16 protein-coding genes, 1 tRNA gene and 1 other RNA gene are annotated in these 18,729 nt (G+C 34.7%); 1 reads left to right on the forward strand and 17 read right to left on the reverse strand.

Features of this window, described 5'->3' with window-relative positions:
- Positions 1-4: 4 nt before the first annotated feature.
- The 11 genes from infB to F7O84_RS08525 all read right to left on the reverse strand — a co-directional run bounded on the left by infB (position 5) and on the right by F7O84_RS08525 (position 12,095).
- Positions 5-2,605 (reverse strand): translation initiation factor IF-2, encoded by a 2,601-nt coding sequence (gene infB, locus F7O84_RS08475; protein WP_151144163.1) that lies wholly within the window; start codon positions 2,603-2,605, stop codon positions 5-7.
- Between the two features lie 12 nt (positions 2,606-2,617).
- On the reverse strand, positions 2,618-2,935 hold the full coding sequence (locus F7O84_RS08480; protein ID WP_151144164.1) for a L7Ae/L30e/S12e/Gadd45 family ribosomal protein: 318 nt from the start codon (positions 2,933-2,935) through the stop codon (positions 2,618-2,620).
- A 1-nt stretch (position 2,936) separates the two neighbouring features.
- A complete protein-coding gene (gene rnpM, locus F7O84_RS08485; protein WP_151144165.1) occupies positions 2,937-3,200 on the reverse strand; it encodes an RNase P modulator RnpM in 264 nt (87 codons plus the stop codon).
- 31 nt (positions 3,201-3,231) lie between these two features.
- Positions 3,232-4,305, reverse strand: a complete 1,074-nt coding sequence (gene nusA / locus F7O84_RS08490) for a transcription termination factor NusA (RefSeq protein ID WP_151144166.1) — start codon at positions 4,303-4,305, stop codon at positions 3,232-3,234.
- A gap of 21 nt (positions 4,306-4,326) precedes the next feature.
- Complete coding sequence (gene rimP, locus F7O84_RS08495) at positions 4,327-4,794, reverse strand: ribosome maturation factor RimP (protein WP_151144167.1); 468 nt, start codon at positions 4,792-4,794, stop codon at positions 4,327-4,329.
- Positions 4,795-5,041: 247 nt separating this feature from the next.
- Positions 5,042-5,113, reverse strand: a tRNA-Glu gene (locus F7O84_RS08500).
- A 100-nt stretch (positions 5,114-5,213) separates the two neighbouring features.
- Positions 5,214-6,992, reverse strand: coding sequence for a glycoside hydrolase family 13 protein (locus F7O84_RS08505; RefSeq protein ID WP_151144168.1), 1,779 nt, complete (start codon positions 6,990-6,992; stop codon positions 5,214-5,216).
- Complete coding sequence (locus F7O84_RS08510) at positions 6,992-7,831, reverse strand: sugar ABC transporter permease (RefSeq protein ID WP_151144169.1); 840 nt, start codon at positions 7,829-7,831, stop codon at positions 6,992-6,994. Before F7O84_RS08510 ends, F7O84_RS08505 begins: the two co-directional genes overlap by 1 nt.
- On the reverse strand, positions 7,828-8,718 hold the full coding sequence (locus tag F7O84_RS08515) for a carbohydrate ABC transporter permease (RefSeq protein WP_151144170.1): 891 nt from the start codon (positions 8,716-8,718) through the stop codon (positions 7,828-7,830). Before F7O84_RS08515 ends, F7O84_RS08510 begins: the two co-directional genes overlap by 4 nt.
- Before the next feature lie 109 nt (positions 8,719-8,827).
- Entirely contained in the window at positions 8,828-10,069 is a 1,242-nt protein-coding gene (locus tag F7O84_RS08520; protein WP_151144171.1) for an extracellular solute-binding protein, read from the reverse strand.
- Positions 10,070-10,112: 43 nt separating this feature from the next.
- Positions 10,113-12,095 carry an alpha-amylase family glycosyl hydrolase gene (locus F7O84_RS08525; protein WP_151144172.1) on the reverse strand — a complete coding sequence of 661 codons (1,983 nt, stop codon included), beginning with the start codon at positions 12,093-12,095 and terminating at the stop codon, positions 10,113-10,115.
- 185 nt (positions 12,096-12,280) lie between these two features.
- Here F7O84_RS08525 and F7O84_RS08530 point away from each other — a divergent pair, with 185 nt between their 5' ends.
- On the forward strand, positions 12,281-13,318 hold the full coding sequence (locus F7O84_RS08530) for a LacI family DNA-binding transcriptional regulator (RefSeq protein ID WP_151144173.1): 1,038 nt from the start codon (positions 12,281-12,283) through the stop codon (positions 13,316-13,318).
- 71 nt (positions 13,319-13,389) lie between these two features.
- On the opposite strand, the gene F7O84_RS08535 is transcribed toward F7O84_RS08530, so the two are convergent.
- The 6 genes from F7O84_RS08535 to F7O84_RS08560 form a co-directional block, all read right to left on the reverse strand.
- Positions 13,390-13,743, reverse strand: a complete 354-nt coding sequence (locus F7O84_RS08535) for a hypothetical protein (protein ID WP_151144174.1) — start codon at positions 13,741-13,743, stop codon at positions 13,390-13,392.
- A 485-nt stretch (positions 13,744-14,228) separates the two neighbouring features.
- An RNA gene (rnpB, locus tag F7O84_RS08540) (RNase P RNA component class A) lies at positions 14,229-14,573 on the reverse strand.
- Positions 14,574-14,635: 62 nt separating this feature from the next.
- A complete protein-coding gene (locus F7O84_RS08545) occupies positions 14,636-15,556 on the reverse strand; it encodes a ketopantoate reductase family protein (RefSeq protein ID WP_151144175.1) in 921 nt (306 codons plus the stop codon).
- A gap of 18 nt (positions 15,557-15,574) precedes the next feature.
- On the reverse strand, positions 15,575-17,242 hold the full coding sequence (locus tag F7O84_RS08550) for a nucleoside kinase (protein ID WP_151144176.1): 1,668 nt from the start codon (positions 17,240-17,242) through the stop codon (positions 15,575-15,577).
- Positions 17,243-17,264: 22 nt separating this feature from the next.
- Positions 17,265-18,035 carry a Nif3-like dinuclear metal center hexameric protein gene (locus tag F7O84_RS08555; protein ID WP_151144177.1) on the reverse strand — a complete coding sequence of 257 codons (771 nt, stop codon included), beginning with the start codon at positions 18,033-18,035 and terminating at the stop codon, positions 17,265-17,267.
- Complete coding sequence (locus tag F7O84_RS08560; protein ID WP_151144178.1) at positions 18,004-18,723, reverse strand: tRNA (adenine(22)-N(1))-methyltransferase; 720 nt, start codon at positions 18,721-18,723, stop codon at positions 18,004-18,006. Before F7O84_RS08560 ends, F7O84_RS08555 begins: the two co-directional genes overlap by 32 nt.
- Positions 18,724-18,729: the final 6 nt, after the last annotated feature.

An 18,729-nucleotide genomic window follows, 5' to 3' on the forward strand; every position in this document is an offset into this window, starting at 1 on the left:
ATGACTATCTTGGAACTTCTACCATAGTATATGCTTCTACTATGTCTCCTTCTTTGAGATCATTGTACTTTTCTAATACAAGACCACATTCATATCCTGATTTTACTTCTTTTACGTCATCTTTAAATCTTTTTAGAGAAGCTAGCTGTCCTTCATGAATTAGAACACCTTCACGATTTACTCTCACGCTACATCCTCTTTTAAAGATTCCATCTAACACATAAGAACCTGCAATTGTTCCAATACCTGAAGCTTTAAATGTCTGTCTAACTTCAGCATGACCAATTACCTTTTCTTCAAATACAGGATCTAACATACCCTTCATTGCTGATTCAACATCCTCAATCGCATCATAAATTACACGATACAATCTCAAATCAACTTTTTCGCGGTCAGCAATTGATTTTGCTGTTACATCAGGTCTTACATTAAACCCAATAATGATAGCATTTGATGCAGATGCTAAAATAACATCAGATTCATTGATTGCACCAACACCACCATGTATGATTTTAACAACTACTTCTTCATTTGATAGCTTTAATAAACTCTGTTTGATTGCTTCTACAGAACCTTGCACGTCTGCTTTAACAATAATTCCAAGTTCCTTTACGCTACCCGCTTGAATTTGGCTAAACAAATCATCTAGTGATAATTTTGCTTTTGTATCATCTAATAAACGTTCTCTTCCTTCTGAAATAAAGGTTTCAGCAAAACTTCTAGCTTCTTTTTCACTATCGGTAGCAACTAATATCTCACCAGCGTTTGGTACATCGTTTAATCCTAAAATCTCAACTGGTGTCGAAGGAGTTGCTTCTTTTACACGTCTACCCTTATCGTCCATCATAGCTCTTACTTTACCATGACATGAACCTACTGCAATGGAATCACCAACATGCAAAGTTCCTTTTTGTACTAAGATTGTTGCAACGGAACCTTTACCTTTATCTAATTTAGCCTCAATGACAACACCTCTTGCATTTCTTTTTGGATTTGCCTTGAGTTCGAGAATATCTGCTGTCAATAGAATCATTTCTAATAATTCATCAATACCTTCTTTGGTATGAGCAGAAACCGGTACAAAGATTGTACTTCCACCCCAATCCTCTGAAATCAAATCATGCTCTGCTAATTCTTTTTTTACTTTATCTAAATTAGCACTAGGTTTATCAATTTTATTAATCGCAACAATAATTTCGATACCCGCAGCTCTTGCATGGTTAATCGCTTCTATCGTTTGAGGCATAACACCATCATCTGCTGCTACAACAAGGATTGCTATATCTGTAGAATTTGCTCCGCGCATTCTCATAGCAGTAAAAGCTTCATGTCCAGGAGTATCTAAGAAGGTTATTTTTTGCCCTTCTGATGCATTTACAACATAAGCACCTATATGCTGTGTAATTCCGCCTGCTTCTTTCTCAATAACTTTTGTCTGTCTAATTGCATCTAAAAGTGAAGTTTTACCATGATCAACATGACCCATAACACATACTACTGGTGGTCTTGACTTTAATGTGCTTTCATCATCCTCTTCTTCTTTTAAAAGTTCGGCTATTACATCTACCTTTACTTCTGGTTCTGCAATATAATTATATTCCAATGCAATGTCTTGAGCTGTGTCAAAGTCTACCTCTTGGTTAATGGTAACAACTGTTCCCTGTAAAAACAATTTTTTTACCAATGCAGACGGCTGTTGTTTCATCTTTTCTGCCAGTGCTTTAATTGTAATTACTTCTGGTAAAATAATTGTCTTGATTTCATCCTCTTTTTCAACAGCTGCCACTACTGGTTTTTCTTGTTGATTATTGTTTTTGAATTTAGAATTCGTATTGTTTCTATTATTTTGACTCGATTTATTTCTCGAGTTATTATTCTGCCCATTTCCTTGTACATTATTTCTGTTATTTTGAGCATTATTTCTATTATTCTGTCCCTGTTCTCTTGACTGTGTATTATTTCTGTTGGCTTGACCTTGCTCTCTAGTTTGCGTATTGTTTCTGTTGTTTTGGCCCTGCTGAGTGTTATTTCTGTTGGCTTGACCTTGCTCCCTAGTCTGCGTATTGTTTCTGTTGTTTTGCCCTTGTTCTCTTGTCTGCGTATTGTTTCTGTTATTTTGTCCTTGTTCTCTTGTCTGTGTATTATTTCTGTTATTTGAATTTTGTACTCTATTGTTATTGTTACTGTTATGTCTTTGTCCTTGATTTCCTTCAGCATTCTGCTGGTTTGAAGCTGGTGTATTATGAGCTGTTCTTGTGTTTTGAGTATTCACAGCTTGAGTACTTACCTTGTTATCATTATTTTGATTTCTGTTTCTATTGCTATTTTTGTTTGCATTTCCCTTGTTATTGTAATTTGCTCTGCTATTTTGAGGATTGTATACCTGTGTAATGTTAGAAGATTTCTTTTCTTCTTTTACAACCTCTTTGCTTACTGTAGAATTTTCTTCCTTCTTTGGCTTTGAGAATTCTGCTTCAACGATAGCAACGGCCTCATCACTTAAGGTACTCATATGGTTTTTTACTTCAATATTTTTATTCTTCAATAAATTAATTATCTCTTTACTCTCTCTATTTAATTTTTTTGCTAGTTCATGTACTCTCATACTTACTACCTCCTAATTACTTTGTTTTGTTTCCAGTTGCTTCACCATAGCCTTCGCGAATCCTTCGTCAAGCACAGCTAAAGAAGCTCTTACTTCTTTTCCAATGGCATGACCTAAAGAGTCCTTAGCACCAAAAAAGTATAAAGGCACTTTATAGTAAGTACACATATTTCTAAACATTTTTTTGGTATTATCGGATGCATCCTCTGCAACAATCACTAACGATGCTCCGTTTGATTTAACCGCCTTTTCGGTTGAAAACTCTCCACTAGCTATTTTTCCTGCCTTTGTCGCTAAGCCAATTAGAGAAAATATCTTGTTTTGCGTCAAGTCAATTCAACTCCTTTTCAAGGCTGTCATATATTTCTTGTGGTATCGTACATTTTAACGAACGCTCTAAGCCCTTGTTTTTCTTCGCTTTTAAAAGACAATCCTTAGAGAAACAGATATATGCACCACGGCCATTCTTCTTTCCCGTCACATCTATCACAATTTCATCTTCTGTAGTCTTTAAAATTCTTACCAATTCTTTTTTACTTTTCATTTCATTACACCCAATACATTTACGCATTGGAATCTTTTTTAATGTACTCACTTTATCACATCCTAGATGTTTATTCTTTATTTTAGTCTTCCATCATTTCTATATCTTCACCGGCTTCTTTTGCCTGTGTCTCACTCTTAATATCTATTTTAAAACCTGTTAACCTTGCCGCAAGTCTTGCGTTTTGTCCCTCTTTACCAATTGCTAATGATAATTGATAATCTGGTACTACTACATTTGCAGTCTTTGCATCTGCATCTGCAACTACAGATACTACCTTAGCTGGACTTAACGCATTTTCAATTAATACTGCAGGATTCTCACTCCAGTTAATAATATCTATTTTTTCTCCTCTAAGTTCATTCACAATTGCATTTACTCTTGCACCATTTAAACCAACACAAGCTCCTACTGGATCAACATCAGGGTTGTTAGACCAAACAGCAATCTTAGTTCTAGAACCTGCTTCTCTTGAGATACTTTTTATCTCTACTGTTCCATCCTTTACTTCTGTTACTTCTGCTTCAAACAATCTTTTTACAAGCTCTGGATGCGTTCTGGATACTAATATCTTTGGTCCTTTTGTTGTATCTTTTACTTCTAGAATGTATAGTTTAATTCTTTCTGTTGCTTTGAATACTTCACCCTTGACTTGTTCATTTTCGTTGAGCATAGCATCCACCTTACCCAGATTAATACTAACATTCTTTCCAACATATCTTTGAACAATACCAGTTACTACATCTTTTTCCTTTGCATAGTATTGATTGAATAATACTTTTCTTTCTTCTTCTCTGATTTTTTGAAGTATTACATTTTTCGCATTTTGAGTTGCAATTCGCCCAAATTCCTTTGACTCAATTTCAACATTCACAATATCTCCAAGCTCATATTTACTATCAATTAATTTTGCGTTTGCAAGACTAATCTCTGTCACACTATCTAATACTTCTTCTACGACAATTTTTTCAGCATAAACCGAAAAGTTGCAATTGTCTCTGTTAATATATACTTTAACGTTATCCGCTTTTCCAAAGTGATTTTTACAAGCTGTAATCAAAGAATTTTCAATCGCATCAATGAGTGTATCTTTGCTAATGTCCTTTTCCTTTTCAAGTATATTCAACGCTTCTAGTAATTCGTTACTGTTGTTCATTTTATTATCCTCCTGCTCTTTCTAGAAATCAAATGCCAGTCTGATTAATGCAATATCAGCTCTTGCTATGTTCATCTCTGTATTATCTTCAAACGCTAAGGTTACACTATATTTATCATAAGCTTTTAATATTCCTACAAATTCTTTTTGTTTATCAATAGCTTTGTAGGTTCTTACTTCTACTTCATCACCTAAACTTCTCTCAAAATCTCGTTCCTTCTTCAGTGGTCTTCCAAGTCCTGGCGAGCTTACTTCTAATATATAAGCACTATCAATGAAGTCTTCCTTGTCAAGAATCTCTCCCAATGCACGACTTACAATCTCACAATCATCAACAGTGATTCCACCTTCTTTGTCAATGTAAGCTCTTAAATACCAGTTAGAGCCTTCTTTTACATATTCTACATCTACAAGCTCATAATGATTCGCTTCTATGATAGGGAGTAGTAAGTCCTCTGTTCTTTTTTCATATTCATCTCTTTTTGACATGACACATCGCCTTTCTATAACCATTAAATAAGAGTGGACTTACGCCCACTCTTTCTTCTGTCATCTATATCAGTTCTTATTATAGCACCCTATTTGATTAAATACAAGGGGTTTTGGGTTTTTTTCACAAAACAGTTTATCCCTGTAAATTTATCGCTGGTCCTATCAATTAAAAAAACGCTTAAACATATACATATGTATACACTTAAGCATTCTCTCGGGTTGGGCTATTCTTTCAAATAGTCAACAGCTCGTAGGGGAATCGAACCCCTGTTTCTGCCGTGAGAGGGCAGCGTCTTAACCGCTTGACCAACGAGCCATATACAGTGCCTCTAAATGGCACTTGTATATAATATAATAATTTTTTTAAAAAAGCAAGTATTATTTTCTAAAATTCTATATTTTTTTCGACGAAGACTCTAATGGCTTTTATGAGCCTCAAAAAGAATCTTATAACCAAATGGTTCTAGCACATCTTTGCTTTTAGAGGACACAAGCAGTTCATCATCAAGATATTTTTGACACTCTAATGTTTTATCAGAAAGGTTAAACATAACACGCAGCTTACCGTTTTCATTTTTCCTTTCAAATGCAAATATATCCTGACTCATCTCCTCCCACAGCACTTGATATGAACTAGTTACATCCGTGTATTCTTTTCTAATTTCAATAAGTCGCTTAACAAATACACATAACTGAGGGTTCTGCCCCCATACCATAGGATTACGATATTCATTTTCATTTACTCCACATATTCCTTGTTCATCTCCATAGAACAAACTTGGTACTCCTTCAAAAAGCATGAGAAGGATACACGCTAATCTCCACTTTCTTTCATCTCCTTTGCACAAAGACATAAATCTTGGTACATCATGACTATCTAAAAGATTTAATTGACCTCGCACAATATTGGTAGGATAGCGAAGTCTCATTTGTTCTAATTGCTTCGCTAGTCGGAATGCATCTTTTTGCTCTCCAATCAAATAATCACGACAAATTCTTCGAAATTCATAATTCATGGTAGAATCAAAGGCATCCCCTTTTAACCATGTCTGTGCATCTTCCCATACCTCTCCTATCAGAATGGCTTCTTTGTTTTGTAACTTAACGGCTCGTCTAAACGCCCGCCAAAACTCTCTGTCTATTTCATTTGCAACATCCAATCTCCATCCATCTATCTGGTAATGCTCCAACCAATGCACTCCCACTGCTGCAAAGTATTTTTGAACCTCTAGATTAGATGTATTTAACTTTGGCATTTTACGTTCATACGCAAAGCAGGCATATTTTGGTTTACCAACCTCTGATTCTGGTCGAGTCAATGGGAGATTTAACTCATAGAACCAATCGTAGTATTGCGATTCCTTTCCATTTTGTAATACATCTTCAAATGCAAAAAACTGCCAACTGCAATGATTAAAGACTCCATCTATAATAATTTTCATATCTTTCTTGTGAATTTCATCTACAAGCTGTTTAAACTCTTCATCCGTACCAAGGCAAGGGTCAATATGATAATAATCAAGCGTATCGTATTTGTGATATTCACCTGCCGTAAAGATAGGATTTAGATAAATACAGTTAAATCCAAGTTCCTGAATATAATCAAGATTTTGTGTAATTCCATGAATGGTTCCGCCTAATCTTGCTTTGCTTACTTTTCCACTATCTAGTATCACTTCTTTTTTCTCATTTGGAGCTTCGTATCTTCCACATGCAAAGCTATCAGGAAATATATTGTAAACCACTGCTGTTTTAAACCAGTTTGGCACATCTTGGATTTCACTTTTTAATATGTAAGGATATTGGTAATACTCACTTCTTCCTTCAAGAATTGCTCCATCTAGTTCATAATCTGCCATTTCTTTTGTAAAGCGATCCGAATAAAAGAAAGTCCACTCCTTTTTGTTCTCTAATTTAAAATAATAACAAACGCGACTAAACGGTGTTATAAAAGTAACCTCATAATAATCAAAATATTCATCGGTTGCTGCCTTCTTCATTGGTATTTCTTCAAACACTACAGGTGTACTTTCACATGCACGATCCCCGTAATATAACATACATGATTCTATATTATCTTTTTTGGTTCGTATTCTTATTGTTAATTTATTTTCCGCATCGGCAAATGCATATTGTGATAACGGAATATGTAATATTGCTTCACGATTTATGTTTTCTTCCATGTATTTTTTCATTATCCTTTGACTCCTCCTGCTGTCAGACCTGATACCATATACTTTTGTATGCAAAAAAAGAGTATCAGAATCGGAATAGATGTTAATATAGATGCTGCTGAAAATATAGGCCAGTTTCTGCTATAGTCATTTGATTGAAGCTGATACAAACCTCCAGCAAGTGAATAGCTGTCTGCCTTCATTAAAAATGTAGTTGCAAACAAATACTCGTTCCAAACAAAAATCAATACCATGACTGCTGTTACGATAATCGCTGGTCTTGCAAGTGGTAATATAATCTTTCGTATCACTTGGCTAGGGCTTGCGCCGTCAATAGCTGCCGATTCCTCTATTTCAACTGGAATGGTATCAAAATATCCCTTCATATTCCAAATCCCAAAAATACACATACTGCCAGCGTATATTAAAATTAATCCAATATAACTATTGATTAAATGTATATTTTTAAATAATCGAAAGATTGCAAACATACTTAAAATTTGAGGAAATGCATTTAACACAAGCAATAACTTTAAGATTTGTTCTCTTCCACGAAATCGAAAACGTGAAAATGCATAAGCTGCACTTACCGAAGTTCCCATTGCAATTCCCATTGTTCCAACACTCAAAATGGTAGAATTCTTTAACCATATAAGGAATGGTTCTTCTAAAAGAATTGCTTTATAATTTTGTAAAGTAACCTGCTTTACCCAAAGCGTATTTTGAAAGGTGCTATTACCGCTACTAATTGAGAGAAAAAACGCATACCCAATTGGAATTAATACAAGCAGACATAATAAAATAAAAAATAAATTCAATACCATAAGTAAAATTCCACATCTTACTTTTTTTAATTTCATATGTTTTCCCCCTTTATGCCACGATTAATAAATAATGAGAAGAAAATAATAAAGCCAAATATTACAATCGAAACGGCTGATGAAAGTCCGTAATTGTTGGATACAAACGCATTTTGATAGGCATATGTAATAACCGTGTTAAGAGTGGCACCAGTAAGAGAGCCTTTTTGCATTGTCAACAAATATATAATGTCAAATTGTTTAAATGTGGTAAAAGTAGTCATTATAATTGCAGGGGCTATTATTGGCCAAATGCAAGGAATTGTAATATATATATTTCGCGCCCACCATCCTGCACCATCTAACTTAGCGCTCTCATAGTAACTATGATCAACACTTTGTAGTGCTCCGTCCATCATCATAATAAGAAAGGGTAACGCCATCCACAAATTTAAAACCATACAAGAAAAAAAGGCTGGGATATTTTCTGATAAGAATTCTACTTTTGGTAAACCAATTGCCGTGATAAATTTATTTAAAAGACCGTATTCCGTATTATACATGCCAACTCTCCATAAAAGAATTGATATATAAGCAGGCATGGCCCAGGGAAACATCAGTAAGGTCTTATATAATCTGCCCAACTTTAGTCCTTTTATATTTAACCCCAAGGCTATAAAAAAAGAAATTACAATTTGTAACACCATGTTTAAAACGGTCCAAATAATCGTAGTCACAATTGCAGATAAAAAACCAGAATCTATTTTTGTTAGTGCACGAATATAATTATTCATGCCAATGAAACGATAATCATCCCAATGATACAAATTCATATTCGTAAATGAAATATATAAAGTAAATGCTATTGGAAATATTATAATCATCGTAATTAATACCATAGAAGGTAGGCTAAATCTCCATGGAAGAGTTCCATTTTTCTTTTTCATTTTCTGTCAACTCCTATTGTCTTTAAACAAATAAGCCATTATCGAAGAAAAAGAAGTTTTATTTTCTTTTTCTTCGTTTCAAGCTCAACTCATTTCTATTGTATATCTATTATTTCATATCTTGGATTGCAGTTTCTGCTTGCTTTTGATATTCACTAGCCGCTTCTTTGGTATCTTGACCAGATTTATTAACAGCTGCAAGAAGAGATTCTATAGGCCCCCACATAACACTCATTTCTGGTACATTTGGCATTGGTTTAGCAGTATCTGCCGTTCTTCTCATAGCAACTATCATTTCATCTTTTGCTACTTCTGTATAATCGTAAGAGATTTGATTGGCTGGCGCACATCCTGAATTAAGAGCAAGTTCAATTCCTATTTGTGGATTTGCAATTTCTTTTAATACTTTTCCCAATGCTTCCTTCTTATTTTCTACTGCATATTTCATAATTCCAATTGCTTGCACACCAGAATAAGGCGACAATGCATTTTGATTTGGTAATGTAAAATCAGATAACGATTTAATTCCATAATTGATTTTTGCTTCTTTTATACCTGCAATCAACCATGGACCTCCAATAATCGCTGCCGCTTTCCCCTCATTAAAGAGTGTATTGACTGTATTATAGTCACCATCCGCCTCTAATGCTGCAAACTTTTTATTATATTCAATTGCCTCTAATGTCTTTTCATCATTTAATCCAGGTACTGACTGTTCATTTATGATATATCCGCCAAAGCCATTAATAAACGGTGCTACATTATATGCAGTTGAGTGCTGATTTACCAGAGCATATTGTCCAGAGGCTGTATCTGTGTGACTTTCCATATAGGAAAACAACTCTTCTGTTGTGGAAGGAACTTCTCCTTCCCATAAGTCTTTATTATATAAAAACAATAATGTCTCAAAATATACCGGAAGAAGGTACTGGGTATTTTTGTAATTCCCAGCTTGTATTGTCATTGGAAGCATATCAGAATAATCACTTTCCTCTATTACATCGGTTAAAGGTGCTAATATTCCCATTTCAACAAACGTCCCTAGAGAGTCATGGGCATATAAGTACATATCTGGTCCATTCGCCTCGTCGTTACCATATAATTTCATTTGATCCGTTAATCCACTCTTTTTTTCAAACTTAACAAGAATACCATCGCTTTCTAATGCTTCATTCACACCATTTTCTATAACCTGCATAATGGAATCATCTCCATCATGCCAGATAGTAACCACCGATTGCTTACTAGCACTTCCTCCTTTCGTCGCAAGGCTTTCCTCAGAGTTTCCACATCCAATGATACCCATTGCGGTCATGGTAATACAAAGTAGCAATGCAATTTTTTTCTTCATATCCTATCCTCCATATGTTTGTTGTTTCACGTAGATTTTTTATTTACCAATCCAGACTCACTTCACCAAAATCTGACAATGGCACTGTGTACTTATGGTTACTTCCACCTTGCCATACCACATTTCCTGATTTATCCTTTTTAATTGCCTTGAATTCAATTTCTTTTCCTACTGGCAAATAAGCTGTAAGCTCCCAATCTGGATACTTTGGACAAGTGGCTGGTCCGATTGCTTCATCGGCATTCCAATTACCAAGTTCTGCACAGTTTCCAACAATATAGATATCTTGTCCCCAGTTGGTAGTTGCATTTTTGATATGAAAGGTTACTGGAACGCTCTCCATTGCCTCCTCATCAACCGCATAAATTTTTGCATTATTACCTGATAAGGTTATTGTAACTTTTTTATCAGCAGATACTGTTATTTTATCATTTGGATTCATCACGTTTACTAACGTGGTTCCTGGGGCAATTGTACTTTCAGCACGAATAGACATAGTTACTGTATCTGTTCCTGCCGAATTGTGAAATGCACAAATTAATTCCTGACCTTCCATTTCTCCTTCATCCACTCTTCTTGAAAAAGCGTAAGTATGCATAGAAGTCCACATTTCTCTTTGCGTGCCAAAGCTAAGAGCTTCATATTCCTGTCTTAGTTCATTTAATGTTGCAATAAGCTGATAGGTATCCGTTGATGTATCAAAGTAATCCTTTATTACATTTCCTTCTTGATCCTTTGTAACCATCGACCAGCGGTTCCAAGTATCTGCAATACCATTTATCGTAGCACCATTTGCATTTCCACGATTTTGTTCAGTACCTTGGAAAACAACTGGGATGCCTCTTGCCGCAAAAATAAATGTTAATGCATTATGCAACTTATCAATGTCTCCTCCCGCTTCCGTAAGAAAACGATTTCTATCATGATTGTCAATAAAGGTCACCATCTCATTTAGATTTGCTCCATAAAGATAGTCTTGATCAAATATGGATTGTATCGAAATCTCTGATGTATTATTAAAGTTTTTACCATAAGCAAAGTCATTTACAATTGCCTGAAACAATGGAAAATCAAGCATTCCAGTCTCTCCATTCTCACCAACCCAGTCCTTAATAAATTCAACATCCATATCAAAATTCTCACCAAAAGTTGGTACGCCAAGGTATTCTTGCAATTCATGAATATCAGATGGTTTCATACATTTTGCAGCATCCACTCTGGCCGCATCTGCCCCCGTATAAGTAAACCAATCTTTAATTGCGTCAAATATCGCCTGCTTTGCTTCTGGATTATCAAAATCTATGTCATCTAATCCTCCCAAATCGTGTTCTTCTAACATCCTTGTACTTTCTTCTGTGTGTGGATGCTCTAAATCAAAGTTAATATCTCCTTTGTTGTGGTACCATAAAATATTATTAAAAGGTGATGCAGGTTGTACCTGTGACCCTTCCTTTAACCCTGCATCCGAAATATAGTGTGCCTTATCACCGACTCCTTGAAGATAATCTCCTATGTGGTTTGGAACAATATCCAAAATAACCTTGATACCATTGTCATGGCAAACATCCACTAGCTCTTTTAGTTTTTCTTTACTCTTAGTTGGATCATTTGCTCCAAAATATCGGCTGGCACGGTTTGGATCATAAACATTGTAGCCATGATATGCGGTCGGCCATTGTTTTCCATTTGGATCAGGTACGCCCCATAATTGCGGGTCAGATACGGGAGAAATCCAAATTGCAGTATATCCCATACCTTTTATGTAAGAAATCTTGTCAATAATTCCTTGCCAATCTCCTCCATGCATATAGCGAAAATCTTCTTCTACATTTTCTGCAAATCGAAATGCTTCTCCTGTTGCATTATTGGATGAGTCTCCATCATAAAAACGATCCACCATAATCTGATAGATTGCCTCACCTTGAAGACTACTAGATGCTTGTACATTAATTGGTGTCAACATTGATAGCAATAGTAAAATACAAAGAAAAAAATTCCCCCATCTTTTTATTAACTTTTTCAACATATAATCCCTCTCCTCCTTAATCCCAATTATAATAATTTTACTATTTTCATTAAAATACCGGTATTTATATGTAAATTATACCAACATCCTTTTTTATCACAAGGCTTTTCTATACATATTGCTTGATTTTTTTAGGTAATCGTTATACTATTACCTAAAATGAGTTGAACAAAAAGGAGTATTTTATGGCTGTTACTATAAAAGATGTTGCTAGAGAAGCTGGGGTTTCCGTTGCAACGGTCTCAAAAATATTAAACAATAAGCCCTATATTTCTGAAAAAACAAGGCAGCATGTGAAAGAAGTTATGAAACAACTTGACTATCACCCCAATGCACAAGCCAGTAATTTTAAATATAAGCGTTCCAACAATATCATATTTCTGGCAATCACACAGTTACATACGGCTTTTCATAATCCACATATGTTTGAAATCTTGTGCGGTGCAGAGAGTGTCACCAAAAAAAAGAAATATAATCTTTCATTTGTTGGGGTATCTTCTACAGAGGAGGCTTATACTAGCGTATTAGAAATCGTAGGGCGCAATACTGCAGATGGAATATTGGTGCATGGTTCTGCAACCTCAAGACATCTCGTTGATTTTCTTGTAAAAAGTAATTTCCCTCATATCATTATCGGAAGACCTCCTTTTGCAAGTGCTTCTTGTTGGATTGATATCAATAATCGTATGTCTGGTCAAATGGCGATGGAATATTTAGAGACATGCGGCTATTCTAAAATTGCTTTCCTTGGTGGACCAAAAAGTGATGAGATATCAAGACATCGTTTACAGGGCTTCCTTTCCTATATGAATATAAATGGCTTGACTACACAAGAAGATTTTATTAAATATGGGGAATACACAAAAGAGAGTGGGTTTACTATGATGGAAGAATTGTTATCATACGGTACACTTCCAGATGCTGTTATTTGTGAAAATAATTTAATTGCAATGGGTGCTGTAAAAGCAATTGAAAATAAAAATTTATCAATCCCTAAAGACATAGGAATGATTACCTTTGATGATTATCCTTTATCGCAACTTATTGATCCACCACTTACCGTTATAGACATTGATGTCTATGAAATGGGGAATCAAGCAGCTACTATATTACTTCGAAAAATTAATAATAAAAATCTATCGGTACAATCCTTTGTTACACTCCCAAACTTAATTGTACGTTCCTCTACAAGAAATCCAAGAACAAAAAAAGATGCCCTCTAATAATGGGCATCCCAAATCTATTTGCATTTTAAAAGGGACACCCATAATCTGGGCATCCCTTAATCATCTTATTAGTTTGCTGGTTTTTCAGCATTTGTATCTGTTGCATCTTTGCTATCATCTGCTGCTTCGCCAGTTGCATCAGTAGCATCTTTTGTATCATCTGTACCTTCTGCATCATCTGTCTTAGCATCATCTGTCTTAGCATCATCTGTTTTAACATCTTCGGTTTTAACATCTTCTGTCTTTGTATCGTTAGTTAATGCATCTTCTGATTTATTTTCAGTTGTAGCATCAGTTGTTGGCTCAGCTGTTGTTGCTGGAGCTGATGTAGTACCAGCGTCCTTACTTCCACATGCTGTTGCAGCAAATGCTAATGTTGCCACTGTCATTACAAGTGCTAATTTCTTCATTGATTTTTTCATAATAATAATCCTCCTTAAATATCTTCTTTTATTATAGATTATGGTTTGCTTTAGTTAACCTTATCAGGCTACGAGAAAAATTTACCACAGAGAACTTTAAGAGTCAAACAAATTTTATGACTCAATTTTTAAACAAAAATACACACTTTTTTTATACTTTTACTCTTGTCAACGAAAATAAACACAATAGTTTCAATATATTTTTACCTCTAATTGTGAACATTCTATGATCTCTATTGTTAATAATGCTTTATTTTTAATGTATTTACTATTATTTTTTTGTGTATTATTTTTACAGCTTTTGTTTTTACTTTGTTACTTATGCACTATAAAAATTAATTTTTTTATATATTCTTAAACTTTTATGTCAACATTCTTAATATGAATTCAAAATACTGTTAGAAATATTTAAAACAAGAGTAAGAGTTAATGCAAAAAAGCAAAAGAATAAAAAACATCCTTTTGCTTTATGAAAAACATATTATATCGTGAGCAGAACTATAAGCCGGGTCATGTCTTGGATAATCATCTATCTAGGTTCTACGTCGCCATAGAACTCAAGCAACCTACCTAAAGCCAGCGGGCCACTGTATGCTTATGTTCGGTCTTGCTTCGGATGGGGTTTACATATGCCTGTCTTGTTACCAAGACAGCGGTAGTCTCTTACACTGCCCTTCCAACCTTACCGGTATTACCGGCGGTATATTTCTGTTGCACTAGCCTTGGAGTCACCTCCACCAGACGTTATCTGGCATCCTGCCCTGTGAAGCCCGGACTTTCCTCACCTGCGGTCTTTCGACACTTGCAGCCGCGATCATCCATTCTACTTACGAAAAATTATTCTAACACAATCGTTTATTTAATGCAATCATTTTAAATAACATTTATAGATTTAATCTAAATATATCTTTTCTTTTGCTTTTAGAGACAGATATAACACATTGTTAATCGGAGTATCAATCTTTAATTTTTTACCGTACTCCAACACAGTACCTGCAAAATAGTCAATTTCCGTCCTTCTCTTCGCCTCCACATCTTGTAACATAGAGGTCTTTCCATCTGGTGTAAAATTAACAATTACCTCTTCAATTTGCTCTATATCTTCCATTGTAAGGTTAACGTTTGATGCTTTTGCGATTTCTAGCACCTCTAACATAGCCCCCCGAAACAAATCCAATAATTCTTTTACTTGACCAAAATACTTAAACTTAGCACCTGTAATGGCAGAAGCCTGATTTACCCCTACATTAAGCATCCACTTTCTCCAAAGCATACGCTTCATATCAGGATACACCTTCGCATTTATTCCAGCTTCCTTTAAATACTGCTCTACCTCTATTACTTCTTGCGAAGGAATCGTGTTATCTTCATATCCAAATTGAATGACTCCGTCATCTGTATTCACAATACCATCTGTTGTTCGTATGGCATCAATTCCCATAGATAATCCAAGCAACGTTTTAGAGTTTGAAAATGTACTTTCTAGTCGTTCACTTGCCGTTATTCCGTTTAACAAAGGCAATAAGATTGTATCTTTCGATACCAGTTTTTTCACATCTTTCATCGCCTGTTCTAAATCATAGTTCTTAACTGCAAATATAATTAAGTCCATTTTCTTATTTTTTAAATCAGACGAGATGACTTGTGGAAAGAAAACCTGTTCATTTACTTTTATTCCATTTTGTAATATTCTTTCTTTACGACTTCCATTCGCAACAACATAAAATTTATTTCCATATTTGGCATGTAGATATTTGGCATATACACCGCCTACTGCTCCTGTTCCAATCAATGCCACTTCTTCTATAGCCATTTACATCATTCCTTTCTTTTACACATGGAAGCAACTACCCCCTACAAATTCACGAAGAATCGAATTATTTGGAATTTCTTCACTTCCAATAGCCAGAAAATAGTCTAAAAATTTTAGAAGTCTTTTCGCTTCCAAATACTCTGGCTCATCTTTATTAATACCAAACAACAATGGTTCTGCATATAACTTAAGTACTGCTAATTCATAGATTAGTGCTGAATTAAACATGACATCTGCTTCTTCTTGATAAGGGAAAATATACTTTTCTTCTCCTCTTCTTACGGAATACCACATATCAATGGTTTGTTTCGCAGATATTCCTCTAGTTCTTGCGTCTCGTACCATTCTTCTAATTAAACGACCATCGGTACTTGGTATTCTATTATGTTCATCAATATTTAACTGAGTTAACGCACTAATGTATATTTTAAACTTATTTTCTTTTGGAAGGGAGTGAGATAACATATCGTTTAGACAATGGATTCCCTCAATTACTAACACATCATTATTTCCTAACTGTTTGAACCTTCCTCTATATTCTCTTTTTCCAGTTTTAAAATTGTAAAATGGAATTTCGATTGTTTCACCTTTCAAAAGCAAAGCCATATCTTTATTAAACAACTCGACATCAATTGCCTGTAAAGATTCAAAATCATATTTACCAAATTCATCTTTTTTAACATCTTCACGATTGATAAAATAATCATCCATTGCAATTGGATGAGGATTTAACCCATTTGCTTGAAGCTGTATGGATAAGCGATGAGAAAAAGTTGTTTTTCCTGACGAAGAAGGACCTGCTATCATGATGAATTTAATTCCAGGTCTATTAACAATACTCTGTGCTATTTCCGCAATTTTTTTCTCTTGTAACGCTTCCTGTACTAAAATCAACTCATTTGCTTTAGATGATACAATCTTATCATTTAACGCCCCAACTGTACCAATTTCCAACATATCTCCCCACTTAGTGGATTCTCTTTGCACTTCAAATAATTTTTCCTGTGGCTCAAACGAGGGTACATTTATTGGATCTTTGCTTGTTGGAAGCTGCAAAACTAAGCCCTCTTTGTAAAAATACAAATCAAAGTATTTAATCATCCCAATGTTTTGAACCATAAAACCGTAGAAATAATCTTCAAAACTTCCCAAACTATAAATATTTACTTTGGAAGGTCTTCGGTAATGAAACAATCTTTCTTTGTCTGTCATACCATATTTATTAAAAAGTTTTATTGCATCATCCGTGTGTATGGCTCTTTTCATAATTGGTAATTTCAGCGCTACCAGTTCACGCATTTTATCTTTTACGTTTGAAACAAATGTTTCATCTAACGAAACATTTCCTTCTACTGTAAAATAGTACCCCTTACTGACGGAATAATGGATTTTAACATCTTTTATATTTTCTTTTCCGCCCACATCGTAAACTGCCTTTAACAACAACAACACTGCACTTCTGCGATACGCCATATTCCCGACCGCATCCTTCGTTGTGATAAACGATATCGTACAAGGCTCTTTTAATCTTTTATGAAGTTCTCGCAAACGATTGTCTGCCATTACAAGTACAATATCATACTCCTTTGTAGATTGATATTCTTCTGCAATCACGCTATAGGTTGTGCCATATGGATATTCCCTTTCTTCTCCATCAATGGTAACCTTTATCATTTCATTTTCCATCGTATCGACCTCCTATCTTAATCTACATAAATTGAAAAGGATTCTTTGTTTTCTCTGTATATACTTTTATTCCTACAAACCTGTCTTCTATGAATTGTTTCATATATTCTACAAAAATATGCTCAATACCATAGTGACCCGCATCAATGATTACTAGCCCTTGTGCAACTCCATCGATTCCATCATGATGATCGATATCACCAGTTATCATAACATCTACCTGTGAACGTACTGCATTTTTTATATAACTTTTTCCTGAACCTGGCATAATTGCAACTTTTTGTAACTTTTTATTCGTGTTTCCAAATACCTTTACATGCTCTAAAGAAAAGACTTTCTTCACATACTCACATAGCTCTTGTAATTCCATTTCACTTGGCAATAATCCAATCTTTCCAATTCCATGTACTTCATCTGTCTTTTCTAATACTTCTTTTTGACTCAATCTTAGATAATCTGCTGCCAAGTCTGCCATCACTGCAACATCAAAATTCGTATGCATGGAGTAGTAGTTTACTTCATTTTGAATCAATTGAATCAACCTTCTACCTACAAACTCCTTCTCTGTTATTGTTTTTAAAGATTTAAATATTAAAGGATGATGCGTAAGCAATAGATCCACTTCTTTTTCTATTGCATCAGTCACTACATCATCCGTAGCATCAAGTGCTATATATACACGATTTATCTCTTTGTCTTTTAGTCCAATTAATAGTCCACAATTATCCCACTCCTCGGCCAAAGAAAGTGGTGCCAGCTCTTCAAACGCTTTTATTAACGCATGACTCATCATAGTATGTGAAAGCCTCCTTTATATACTCTAATTCTAACTTTACTTCTTTGCATCTTTCACCATCTTTTTGTTTTGGATGTGCTATAAGCTTATTTAAAATATTTGAATATGTAATAAACTCTTTTTCCAAAAATAGCTTTAGTACTGTATTTTTACTTTCTAACAACCCTTTTCCATACTTATAGAATATGGTCTTATTATAAGGTAACACTTCACCTTTGATTGCCTTCATCATTGGATAAAATTTGTCATCTTCTACAATCATATTTTCTTCTACAATACGATATCCACATTCAACTAAAAATTTTCTTACTAACTCTATCTCGGACTGTGGTTGCAAAATCAATTCTTTAAAACTTTTAACTTGTTTTTCGCCCTCTTTGATAATCTTTCTTACCAGTCCACCGCCCATACCTGCTATTACAAGCGTATCGCCTTCATTTATATTTAAGGCCGTCAAACCATCTGACAGCCTTGTTGTTATGTAGCTTTCTAAATTATGTTCTTTAATATGTTCTTTCGCCCTTTCAATCGGCCCTTGATTAATGTCCATAGCAATAGCAGATGGTACTTGTCCACTTTCTACCAAGAAAATAGGAAGATAACCATGGTCTGTTCCTACATCTACAAGACGATTCCCTTTACTTACCATAGCTGCTATAGCAGATAGTCTATCAGATAGTTGCATGTTGCC

Source organism: Candidatus Galacturonatibacter soehngenii, assembly GCF_008830185.1.
Lineage (GTDB): Bacteria > Bacillota > Clostridia > Lachnospirales > Lachnospiraceae > Lachnotalea > Lachnotalea soehngenii.

Excerpts from the sequence above, each read along its gene's own strand:
- infB (WP_151144163.1), bottom strand. The coding sequence starts at position 2,605 with ATGAGAGTACATGAACTAGCAAAAAAATTAAATAGAGAGAGTAAAGAG.
- F7O84_RS08505 (WP_151144168.1), bottom strand. The coding sequence starts at position 6,992 with ATGAAAAAATACATGGAAGAAAACATAAATCGTGAAGCAATATTACAT.
- F7O84_RS08520 (WP_151144171.1), bottom strand. The coding sequence starts at position 10,069 with ATGAAGAAAAAAATTGCATTGCTACTTTGTATTACCATGACCGCAATG.
- rimP (WP_151144167.1), bottom strand. The coding sequence starts at position 4,794 with ATGTCAAAAAGAGATGAATATGAAAAAAGAACAGAGGACTTACTACTC.
- F7O84_RS08525 (WP_151144172.1), bottom strand. The coding sequence starts at position 12,095 with ATGTTGAAAAAGTTAATAAAAAGATGGGGGAATTTTTTTCTTTGTATT.
- F7O84_RS08510 (WP_151144169.1), bottom strand. The coding sequence starts at position 7,831 with ATGAAATTAAAAAAAGTAAGATGTGGAATTTTACTTATGGTATTGAAT.
- F7O84_RS08560 (WP_151144178.1), bottom strand. The coding sequence starts at position 18,723 with ATGCAACTATCTGATAGACTATCTGCTATAGCAGCTATGGTAAGTAAA.
- F7O84_RS08550 (WP_151144176.1), bottom strand. The coding sequence starts at position 17,242 with ATGGAAAATGAAATGATAAAGGTTACCATTGATGGAGAAGAAAGGGAA.
- F7O84_RS08545 (WP_151144175.1), bottom strand. The coding sequence starts at position 15,556 with ATGGCTATAGAAGAAGTGGCATTGATTGGAACAGGAGCAGTAGGCGGT.
- F7O84_RS08530 (WP_151144173.1), top strand. The coding sequence starts at position 12,281 with ATGGCTGTTACTATAAAAGATGTTGCTAGAGAAGCTGGGGTTTCCGTT.
- F7O84_RS08515 (WP_151144170.1), bottom strand. The coding sequence starts at position 8,718 with ATGAAAAAGAAAAATGGAACTCTTCCATGGAGATTTAGCCTACCTTCT.
- F7O84_RS08555 (WP_151144177.1), bottom strand. The coding sequence starts at position 18,035 with ATGATGAGTCATGCGTTAATAAAAGCGTTTGAAGAGCTGGCACCACTT.
- nusA (WP_151144166.1), bottom strand. The coding sequence starts at position 4,305 with ATGAACAACAGTAACGAATTACTAGAAGCGTTGAATATACTTGAAAAG.
- F7O84_RS08535 (WP_151144174.1), bottom strand. The coding sequence starts at position 13,743 with ATGAAAAAATCAATGAAGAAATTAGCACTTGTAATGACAGTGGCAACA.